The following is a 10,378-nucleotide window of genomic DNA, read 5'->3' as shown; positions in this document are numbered from 1 at the left end:
TTAACCAGAGAAGATGGGGCCATCGAGGGATCCGGGCGCGGGAGCTTTGGGACGGGGCGGCGGTCAGGAGGGGGCCGGAGAGCGGCCCCGGGGCCGCAACTGGCAAAAAGAGACTTGAGAACCGGCGCAATCCGGTCTATCGGAGCGGCTCTTACGCGGGGTGACAGCCTTGGAGGCACCCTGCCCTTATTTATGGAGATATCAACATGGCTGGTGAGATTCCTGATCTCGTGGCTCTGGAACGTACGGGGACAGGCAAGGGCGCCGCTCGTCAGGTCCGTCGCGACGGCATGGTTCCGGGGATTGTTTTTGGTGGCGATGCAGAGCCGCTGGCGATCCAGGTGCCCTTCAACGAACTGCTCAAGCGCCTGAAGGCAGGCCGCTTCAAGTCGACCCTGTTCAACCTCAAGGTTGACGGTCACGACGACGTCCGCGTCATCTGCCGCGACGTGCAGCGCGATGTGGTGAAAGACCTTCCGACCCATTTCGACCTGATGCGCCTGCGCCGCACCAGCCGGATCAACCTCTTCATCCACGTGGACTTCATCAACGAAGAAGCCGCGCCGGGCCTGAAGAAGGGTGGCGTGCTGACCATCGTGCGCCAGGAAGTCGAGCTTGAAGTGCTCGCCGGCGACATCCCGGACCACATCACCGTGGACCTGGCCGGCAAGCAGATCGGTGACGTCATCCACATCTCGGACGTGACCCTGCCGGAAGGCGCCAAGCCGACCATCGACCGCGACTTCGTGATCGCCAACATCTCGGCACCGCGCGGCCTGCGCGCCGATGACGGCGACGAAGGCGAAGAGGCGGCCGCAGAGGAATAATTCCTCCGCAGCTTCGACAGATCAAGAGACGGCCCTGCCCCACGGCAGGGCCGTTTTCGTTTGTTCGGGCGGTGTCATGGCCAAGAAACCGGCCGGTGATTCGCGGCACAGGAGCCTGTCGCAGCGCGCCAGAGCGACCCGCGCGGTCGCGGCCGGCGGCGCAGGACGACGGCCCCCGGCGCGGGGCGCACACATCTCAGGCGTGTTTCCTGAAATCGCACAAGAGACCGCAACAAGAACGGAAAGCCCGGCATATACGGCTCGAACTCAATCCTGACGACGATTCACTAACGTTACGTCACATTCAGGAAAGGGATTTGCGGCACACGTTAGAAGAGTGCAAAAAAATGCCTCGGCGACCGAAGTCACCGAGGCTACACTGATCTAAATACAAGACGGCGGCACCACTCACGGAACGTCGTCAACGAGGAGTCTACCATGTCTCACAGGGGGGTGCCAATGCTTTATCAATGTGATAAACAGGACAAAGGCCCGCAGTTTCACGGCCTTGACGGGCGCGGCCCGGGCACGTTGGAAAGCAGGACATGGACACGCTGACATCGATCTTCGAACTTCGCGAGATGCTCCAGCAGCTCGAAAGCGATGTCGGCCTCGAGTCCCTGAGTCGCACCGAACGCGACGTGCTGCTTGCCGCCCACAGCCTCAGCGGCCGGGCGGGCGATGTCATCAGCACCGAACAGATCCGCAACCATGCGCTGCTCGAGCCGGTGGCCCAGGCCACGCTCTACCGTGCCATTCGAACGCTTCTCACGCAGGGGCTGCTCGAGCGGGCGGGACAGAGCAAAACGCGCAACTACGTTGTTCGAAGCGATCTGGTCGGCAAGGACCTTCCGAGCGCCTGATCCCAACCTGTCGCGCCAGGCGGTTTTCTCCGGAACACTCCCGCCCGCCGAGCCAGACAAGAAAGACCTGACACTGATGTATCTTCGAGCCTTCGGCGTGATCGTCGTGGCCTATGTGCTCGCGCACGGCCTCACTGCAATGCTGATCACCCCGGTGCAGGCCCGCCTGCTGCCGGACGTGACCGCCTTTGCCAGCCTGCTCTACCTGCCGCATGGCGTGCGGGTGCTTTCGACATGGCTGGTGGGGCGGTTGGCGGTACTGCCGCTCGCGGTCGGCGCCTTCCTGTCGGAGCTGCTCTTTGCCCATGCCGGCATCGGCACGGCGACGGACCCGGTGATCCTGCTTTCGATCCTCGTAGGCGCCGGATCGGCGGCGCTGGCGTTCGAGCTGATGCGCGCCGTCGGGCTCAATCTCTATGCCGGACGCGACCAGCGGGTGCACTGGAAGTGGCTGCTGCTGGTCGGCGCCGTCGCCTCGGTGCTGAACTCGGTCGGTCAGTCGCTGGTCTTTGCCGGAGAGATCCTGCCCGGCTGGTCGGTGACCGTGCTGGTGGTCTATGCGGTGGGCGACCTCGCCGGGCTGATCGCCACCACCCTGATCCTGATGCTGGTGTTCCGCTGGCTGCGGAGCGAACGGGCGCACGGCTGACGCCGGCGCCCTCTGAGGTCATTTCTCGAGACGGGACACCTCGACCAGCGCGGTATGCGCGCTGCAGCCCTGCCCCAGCTTCGAGGTGCCGACATCCGCGGTCAGCACGTTGGGGTTGCCATGCGGGTCGATGTTGCCGCCCGGATCGCCGAACCACGCCCCGGTGGGCAGCGCCACCACGCCGGCGCGGATCTCGTCGCTGACCCGCGCCCGGGCCCGCACCGCGCCGCGCGCGTTGAACACCCGCACCAGATCGCCGCTCGCGATGCCGCGCGCCGCGGCATCCTCGGGATGCAGGATCAGCGTCTCGGGGCGCGCGCCGGGGCGATCCGCCAGCGCTGCCTCGAGCTGGCTGTGCAGCTTGTCGCCGGGCTGCGGCGAAACGAGGTGCAACGGCGCTTCGGCGCGGGCGGCGCCGAGCCACTCCGAGGGCGGCAGCCAGACCGGGTGACCGGGGCAATCGGCGTAGCCGAAGCCGTCGATGGTGTCGGAGAAGATCTCGAGCCGCCCCGAGGGCGTGCCGAGCGGGGCACTGTCGGGATCCTCGCGGAAACGGCGCAGGAAGCTCGGGTTCGGGCCGTCATAGGTGATCGGCAGCTTCAGCCAGTTGACCTCGCGCAGGCCTTCGAGATCGGGCACCTCGATGCCATCCTCGGCGGCAAAGCTACGGTAGCCCTCGTAGAGCGTCTCGATCCATTCGGTGCTGGTCTTGCCCTCGGTATAGGTCTCGAGCGCGCCCATGCGGGCGGCGAGCCCGGCGAAGATGTCGTAATCGTCGCGCGCCTCGCCCACCGGCGGGATCATCGCCGGCATGTGGAAGAGGTAGTCGTCGAGCGGCGAGCGGCCGATATCCTCGCGCTCGTAGGGCGTGGTTGCCGGGAAGACGATGTCGGCGCGCTTGGCGGTGGGCGTCCACCACGGCTCGTTGACGAGGATGGTCTCGGGCTGCTGCCACGCCTCGTGGAAGGCGTTGAGATCCTGATGGTGGTGGAACGGGTTGCCGCCGGCCCAGTAGATCAGCCGGATGTCGGGATAGGGTTCGCGCGTGCCGTTGAAATCATAGGGCTGACCGGGATTGCGCAGCATGTCGGCGATGCGCGCCACCGGGATCACCTTGCCCACCGGGTTCACCCCCTGCGGCAGGGTCATGCCGCGCATTCGGCGAAACGCGTGCCCCACCCCTCCAATGGCGCCATAGCCATAGCCCACGCCGCCGCCCGGCAAGCCGATCTGGCCGAGCATCGCCGCCAGCACCGCCGACATCCAGTAGGGCTGCTCGCCATGCTCACCGCGCTGGAGCGACCACGCCACGGTGATCATCGTGCGGGTCGTGGCCATGCGCCGGGCCAGGTCGCGGATCGCCTGCGGCTCGGCCCCGCAGAGCGGCGCGGCCCATTCGGGCGTCTTCGGTTGGCCATCGGTCTCGCCCATGAGATAGGGCCGGAAACGCTCGAACCCGGTGCTGTAGCGGGCGAGGAACTCATGATCCGCCAGCCCCTCTGTCTCGAGCACGTAGGCCAGCGCCAGCATCAGCGCGGTGTCCGCCCCCGGCTTGACCGGCAGCCAGTCGCAGCCCTCGGGCGCGTCGCCGCGCTGCGGGCCGATATTGAGGCAATACATGCCCTTGGCGAGGAACTTGCCGATCCAGCCCGCAGTGCCGTGTTCCGTCACCCCGCCCATGCTGACCTGGCTGTTCTTGGGGTTGATGCCGCCGAACATCACCAGCGTCTCGGTCTCGGCATGCAGCGTCTGCCAGGTCTCCTGGTGGTCGTAGAGCATCGAGATGAAGTCGCGCCCGAAGACATGCGGCATGATCGCCTGCGCGCAGCCGGTGGAATAGCTTCCGAACGAGGCGACATAGCCGCCGACGCTGTTGAGGAAGCGATGCACCTTGCTCTGTGCGTGGTGAAAGCGCCCGGCGGAGGACCAGCCGTAGGAGCCGCCGAAGATCGCCTCGTTGCCATGCGCACGGCGCACCCGGTCGATCTCTTGCGCGGCAATGTCGAGCGCTTCGTCCCAGGGCAGTTCCACGAAGGGCTCGCTGCCGCGCCCGCCCTTCTGCCGCCCCTCGAGCCAGCCCTTGCGGATCGAGGGCCGCGCCACCCGGCTACGGTGATGCACTGCCGCCGGAATCGCCTGCGGGATCTCGGGCGGGTTGGGATCGGCGCCGAAGGGGCGCGCGGCGACGATGCGATCCCCCTCCACATCCAGCTCGAAGGCCCCCCAATGGCTGGAGGTGACCCGTGTGCGCTGAGGTCCGGACATCCGTCTCTCCCGATTTGAGAAAATATTTGTATCCGACGGTGCACCGGCGGAACAGACTCAGTCTCACAGAAAAAGCCATGCCAGATCAAGGGGCTGAAAGCGGTCAGATCGGGCCTTCGCCCCTGCCCCGGCACCCGAACGGCGATCACCCACCAACCCCGTCATATGCACTTTGACATATATCATGGCTTCTGAATGTAACTTCATGGCCTAATAGCGGCAGGGACCGCGTGGGAGAGACTGGACTCAGAAACATCCAAAGCCGTCCCGGGAGGAGCCTTAGGAGACGGTAAGATGGCACTATTTAGTTCGGCCCCACATGTCTTTTCGGTCGACGACCTGACAGCGACATTCAGCGGCCTTCAATTCCCCGATTACCCCGAGATGCTCGACACGGCCGGAGCGGTGGTCGAGCCCTATGTAAGCCACGCGGGCACCATCCTGTACGGCATCGACAATGAATTCGGCTTCCACGTGACCGATTTCATCGGAGCCGAGGAGAAGGAGCTCGACGGCGACTATGCCGAGGGCTACGCGGGTAACATCTATGGCGAAGCCGGCGAGATCGTCGGCCTTGCCGTGCGCAACGCGGAAACAGACCTGTTCCTCTCCGGCGCTCCTTTCGGCACCTGGTCTCTGGGCCTTGGCGGCTCGACCGTGAAGGCCTCGACTGAGCACTACACCACCATGCAGGCGCTGCTCTCCGATCAGGCCTATCCCGGTGACGAGACCGCCATCGGCGGGCTCGACGATGACCTCAAGATGGCTGATCTCTATGTTGCCGAGGACGGCAGCCTGACCGAAGGCCCGCTGAACGGGTTCTACGTCAAGGAGACCGTTGCAGCGCTTCAGGCCGCGATGGACAGCCCCGATCCGGCGCTCGACACCGTGCTTACGGATGTTGACTTTGACCGTGACGGCACGCTCGACACCTACCGCCTGACCAAGACCACCGTCGATTATGACAGCGACGGCGACGGCGTGACCGAAGAGATCACCGTCGGTGCGCTGGATATCGGCGCTGACGGCTCGCTCGACGTGGTCGACAGCTTCCTCAACGGCTATGGCGGCGAGGCCGACCTGACCGACCTGCTCGAGCCGAACGAATCCAGCGTCACCTACAATATCGCCTACGGGCAGGACTACTCGGTGACCCTGAAGGACGACGGCAAGCTGCTCTATCGCTGGGGCGAGGCGGTGAAACGGCCCAATGACGTCCGCATGGAGGTCAATATCGACCTGCCCGAGGAGTGGACCGTGGACGAGGATGGCAACGGCGTTGCCGACATTCTCGAGGACGGCTCCGACGGCTTTGTCGTGACCAAGGCAGAACTGGTCGTGACCCACACCATCACCAACAACCCCAACGACCAGATCCGTCCGGAAGACTATGAGAACGAGGCCGCCATCGGCCGGCTTCCGTCCTACTACATCGTCACCGATCCGGACGATCCCAGCAATACGCTCTGGGTCTCGCCGGTCGACAGCTTCAACGGTCTGGGCGACGCGCTCCCGAGCTACTTCGTGCTCGACGAGAACGGCCAGATCGACATGAGCGTGGTCGGCGGCACGGCGGTCTACAATCCCGATGGGGTGCTGGTGGGCTACCGCAACGAGGACACCGAGGGCAATGCCGTCGGAACCGTGCTGCGTGACATGTCGCTCGTGGCAGCTGCCGCGGCGGCGGATCTCGACTTCAGCACCGCGGACATTGCCGAGGGCTTCACCGACTCCTGGTACACCTCGATCGACCGCGAGCCGTTCGAGTGGTCCTATGACATGTACCCGGACGATCCCTTCGCCAATGTCTATGTCAGCTTCCGCGATGCAGATGCGGCCGCCGCAGAGGGCTATTACGAGGACAGCCTCGTCTCCGGTCCGCGCTGGCGCCTGACCCCGAACAAGTTCGGGCAGGACCTTCCGGGCCTCGAGATCCCGCTCGAGCCCAACAGCGAACCGCCGTTCCAGAAGGACAACATCAAGTATGACACCGGAGCGCTGACGACCACGACGATCAACCTTCTCGACTGGGATGGCGACTCGCCGCTGGCCACCAGCGAAGGCTGGATGGTGATCGATCCGACCCGGCTCGATGTTGATGCGGATGGCGTGATCGATGAAGGCTGGAGCGAGGTGAACGGCACCCTCGGCGCCGGTGACGCAATGCCCACGGGCCTCATCCTCTCGGCGGTCACGCCGAACGGGGTGATCCTCGAGCAGAACGTCTTCGACACCGCGATCTACGTGAAGGGCGACCGTCAGGATGCGGCCGATCTCTACGACATCCAGCTTGTCGTCGAATACGTCGAATCCTGGGACGATGTGATCGGGTCGGTCCAGCAGGTCACCAACGTGACCCATCTGGACCGCACCGCCATCTTCCAGAACGCGTCCTTCGACAATGCGGTTGTCTTCGCCAGCCCGGTCAGCATGAACGGCATCCAGACCGCGACGGTGGAGTTCAGCGAAATCACCTCGACAAGCGCCACCTTCCACATGGATGAGCCCGACGGCTACGACGACCTGCACCTCCCCGAAGAGGTCAGCCTTCTGGCCTTCGAAGAAGGCGTGTGGGAGCTCTCCGATGGCAGCAAGCTTGAGGTTGGCACCACCGTGTTCCAAGGCGGTCCGACGGACGTCTTCCACCAGGTGACATTCGATACCGCCTTCGCGGAAGCGCCGGTCGTCATGCTGCAGATCCAGACCGACAACGGCGAGCAATGGGAAGTTGCCCGGATCGGAGAAGTGAGCGAAACGGGCTTCACCTACCTCATCGAAGAGGCCGAAGGTCAGCCTGACGGTCGTCACGTTACTGAAATCGTCGGCTATGCCGCAATCGACGCCGCGTCTGCGGATGGCATCGTGGACTGGAACGGGATGGCCGCGCAGGCCTATTCCACCGGGCGCAACGTCACCGACCAGCCCACGGCGTTCGAGTTCGCTGCCGAGGTCGGACTTGACCCGGTGATTTCCGGCGGGCTCGCCAGCTACAACGGCCCGGACACCGCCACGCTCCGTCTTTCGGACGTGACAGACGACGGCCTTGCTGCAACGGCATTCTTCGTCGCACAGGAAGAGCAAAGCCTCGACGACGAGATGACCCATGTGGCTGAAGTCGTTGCCGGCATCGCCTTCGAAGGCGAAGGCCTGCTCACCGGCGAGGTCTATGTCGCCGACGAGATGGTCTTCGTCTGACCTTTCGTCTGCGCAAACGATCAGGGGCGGCGCGCCTGCGCCGCCCCTTCTTCGTTGCCGGCAGGCTCAGTCAAGCACCTGCACCGCGTCGAAGCATTCGAGCACCGGCGGGCCGAGATACATGCCCTCGGAACTCTTGGCGCCCTTGTGCGCGGCGCGGAAGGCCTCGCTCCTGGTCCAGTCCCGGAAGCTCTCCTCGTCGGCCCAAAGCGTATGCGAGGCGTAGAGCACGTGATCGCCCTGCTCCGGCCCCTTCATCAGCGCGAAGCTGACAAAGCCCGGAACCTGCTTGAGATGGCTGTCGCGAGTCTTCCACATGGCCTCGAACTCGGCCGCGCGGTCGGGCACCACCTTGAAGCGGTTCATGGTCAGGTACATCGGCATCTCCTTGCGGGTTGTGGACAGGGGCGTCTGCGCCCTATCTAGAGGCGGAACAGATGGAGGCGAGCTTGCAGATCTTCGTGGGGCTGGGCAATCCCGGCGGGAAATACGCCAAAAACCGGCACAATATCGGCTTCATGGCGCTCGACCGGATCGCCGAGGATCACGGCTTCAGTCCGTGGCGCGCGCGGTTTCAAGGCGAGGTCAGCGAGGGCCGGCTCGGCGGCGACAAGGTGCTGCTGCTCAAGCCCGGCACCTTCATGAATCTCTCGGGACAGGCGGTGGGCGAAGCGATGCGCTTCTTCAAGCTCGAGCCCACAGACGTCACCGTGTTCCACGACGAGCTCGACCTCGCGCCGGGCAAATGCCGGGTGAAACGGGGTGGCGGGCACGCCGGCCACAACGGGCTGCGCTCGATCCACGCCCATATCGGCGAGGCCTATGACCGGGTGCGGCTCGGCATCGGCCATCCCGGGCGCAAGGATCTGGTCGCGGCCTACGTGCTGCACGATTTCCACAAGGCCGACGAAGACTGGCTCGACGACCTGCTGCGCGGCATCTCGGACGGCGCCGACGCGCTGGCGCGCGGCGACACCGGCAAGTTCCAGAACGCCGTGGCGCTGCGGGTGAACCCGCCGCGCTCTTCGGGCGGCAAGCAGGAGAAGCCGGAGAAGCCGGGCGGCAAGCCCGCGCCCGAGAAAGCGCCCGAAGCAAAGGCCCCGGACGCGCCCAAACCCGACGACCGTTCGCCGTTGCAAAAGCTCGCCGACAAGTTCCGCTGAGGCCTCCCTGACGGCGCCGTGACCACCCGGTGCTGGACAGCGCGCGCGCCGTTTGCCACCCTGCCCGAAAGGGAGACGCGCCATGGCAGAGAAAGATCAGGCGATCAACGTGCTGGGAGGGCCGCTCGCGCCCTGCTCCATGGCGCCGCTCACCGGCTACTTCCGCGACGGCCACTGCAACACCTGCGCGCAGGACGCGGGCAGCCACACGGTCTGCGCGGTGATGACCGCAGAGTTCCTCGCCTACTCGGCTTACGTCGGCAACGACCTTTCGACGCCGCGGCCCGAGTTCCACTTCCCCGGCCTCAAGCCCGGCGATCCCTGGTGCCTCTGCGCCGCGCGCTTCCTGCAGGCCCATGACGAGGGCTGCGCGCCCAAGGTCTCGCTCGAGGCCACCCACATGCGCGCGCTCGAGATCGTGCCGCTCGAGGTCCTGCAGGGCCACGCCGCCTGATCCCTGACGCCGCCGCTGCCTGAGCCCTTGGCCTTATGCCCTGAGCCGGTCGCAACTCCCCTGCCCCCCAAACGGAAACCGCCCCGCGGCGGCTAGGCGCTGCGGGGCGGTCTCGTCTCTCTATAGAGAAGCGATCAGGCGCGAGCCGAGCTGCGGCGCTCCTGCGTCACCGCCTCGTCGAAGATCAGCCACAGCCCCGAGCCGACCACCAGCGTGACGCCCAGCATGGTGCCGACGGCGGGGATCTCGCCGAAGCCGAACCAGCCGATGACCACCATCCAGACGAATTGCAGGTTCATCAGCGGGGTCGCCACGTAGGCCGGCAGCAGGCGCAGCGCCTCGACCGAGAGCCAGCGGGCGGCGAAGAGGAACACCGCGTAGGTCAGCACCCAGCCCAGATCCGAGAGCGGCATCGGTTGCCAGACGAAGGGCAGTGCCACGCCCATGCTCAGCATCAGCGCGAGGTTCGGCCAGAACACCTGCGCCAGCGGCACGCGCTCGATGCGGGCGATGTAGCGCGCGGCGATCATCGAGCCGGTGCCCGAGAAGGCGGCGAAGAGCGCCCAGAGATGGCCCGGATCGAGCGAGAGCTCGCCCGCCGGCATCACGAAGAGCAGACCGCCCGCGCCGAGCAGCAGCGCCATCCAGACCGCCGGACGCACAGGCTCGCCAAGCGCCGGGCCCGACATCGCGGCGGCGATCAGCGGCACCAGCGCGATGAACAGGAAGACGTCGGCGAAGGGCAGCAGGCGGAAGGCCTGAAAGAAACCAATCGCCGAAAGCACGGTGAGCAGCGAGCGCAGCGCCATCACGCCGCGGCAGCTGGTGCGCAGGGTCTCGCCGTTCTTGCGCGAGGCGCCGAGCGACATCAGCAGCACGAGCCCCGCCGACAGCGCGAAGAGCTGCGGCGCGGCATAGCCACCGGCGATGAGCTTGGTGATGCCATCCGCCGCGGCGATGGC

General features: G+C 65.7%; 9 protein-coding genes. 6 read left to right on the top strand and 3 right to left on the bottom strand.

Annotated features, from left to right (window positions below; all coding sequences use genetic code 11):
* Positions 1-206: 206 nt before the first annotated feature.
* From AC6RA4_RS18765 to AC6RA4_RS18755, 3 genes are all read left to right on the top strand, one after another.
* Positions 207-827: a 50S ribosomal protein L25/general stress protein Ctc gene (locus AC6RA4_RS18765; RefSeq protein WP_500162961.1), complete on the top strand. Its 621-nt coding sequence runs from the start codon at positions 207-209 to the stop codon at positions 825-827.
* Positions 828-1,372: 545 nt separating this feature from the next.
* A complete protein-coding gene (locus tag AC6RA4_RS18760; RefSeq protein WP_500162959.1) occupies positions 1,373-1,690 on the top strand; it encodes a hypothetical protein in 318 nt (105 codons plus the stop codon).
* A 76-nt stretch (positions 1,691-1,766) separates the two neighbouring features.
* Positions 1,767-2,339: a hypothetical protein gene (locus tag AC6RA4_RS18755; RefSeq protein ID WP_500162957.1), complete on the top strand. Its 573-nt coding sequence runs from the start codon at positions 1,767-1,769 to the stop codon at positions 2,337-2,339.
* An 18-nt stretch (positions 2,340-2,357) separates the two neighbouring features.
* Here the strand turns inward: AC6RA4_RS18755 and AC6RA4_RS18750 are convergent, their stop codons facing one another.
* Positions 2,358-4,604, bottom strand: coding sequence for a molybdopterin-dependent oxidoreductase (locus AC6RA4_RS18750; protein WP_500162955.1), 2,247 nt, complete (start codon positions 4,602-4,604; stop codon positions 2,358-2,360).
* A 294-nt stretch (positions 4,605-4,898) separates the two neighbouring features.
* Between AC6RA4_RS18750 and AC6RA4_RS18745 the strand changes: the two genes are divergently transcribed.
* The gene (locus tag AC6RA4_RS18745) at positions 4,899-7,799 is read left to right on the top strand and encodes an H-type lectin domain-containing protein (RefSeq protein ID WP_500162953.1); all 2,901 of its coding nucleotides are present in this window, start codon (positions 4,899-4,901) and stop codon (positions 7,797-7,799) included.
* Positions 7,800-7,865: 66 nt separating this feature from the next.
* Here AC6RA4_RS18745 and hmuQ read toward each other — a convergent pair whose 3' ends face one another.
* Positions 7,866-8,177: a heme-degrading protein HmuQ gene (gene hmuQ / locus AC6RA4_RS18740; protein WP_500162952.1), complete on the bottom strand. Its 312-nt coding sequence runs from the start codon at positions 8,175-8,177 to the stop codon at positions 7,866-7,868.
* Between the two features lie 71 nt (positions 8,178-8,248).
* On the opposite strand from hmuQ, the gene pth reads away from it, so the two are divergent.
* Both pth and AC6RA4_RS18730 read left to right on the top strand, forming a co-directional pair.
* Positions 8,249-8,962 carry an aminoacyl-tRNA hydrolase gene (pth, locus tag AC6RA4_RS18735; RefSeq protein ID WP_500162963.1) on the top strand — a complete coding sequence of 238 codons (714 nt, stop codon included), beginning with the start codon at positions 8,249-8,251 and terminating at the stop codon, positions 8,960-8,962.
* A gap of 82 nt (positions 8,963-9,044) precedes the next feature.
* Complete coding sequence (locus AC6RA4_RS18730) at positions 9,045-9,416, top strand: DUF2237 family protein (protein ID WP_500162950.1); 372 nt, start codon at positions 9,045-9,047, stop codon at positions 9,414-9,416.
* 134 nt (positions 9,417-9,550) lie between these two features.
* Here AC6RA4_RS18730 and AC6RA4_RS18725 read toward each other — a convergent pair.
* Positions 9,551-10,378, bottom strand: an 828-nt coding sequence (locus AC6RA4_RS18725) for a DMT family transporter (RefSeq protein ID WP_500162948.1), incomplete at its 5' end; no start/stop codon positions are given.

It is taken from the genome of Salipiger sp. (assembly GCF_059781815.1).
This window is presented reverse-complemented; position numbering and strand designations above follow the sequence as displayed.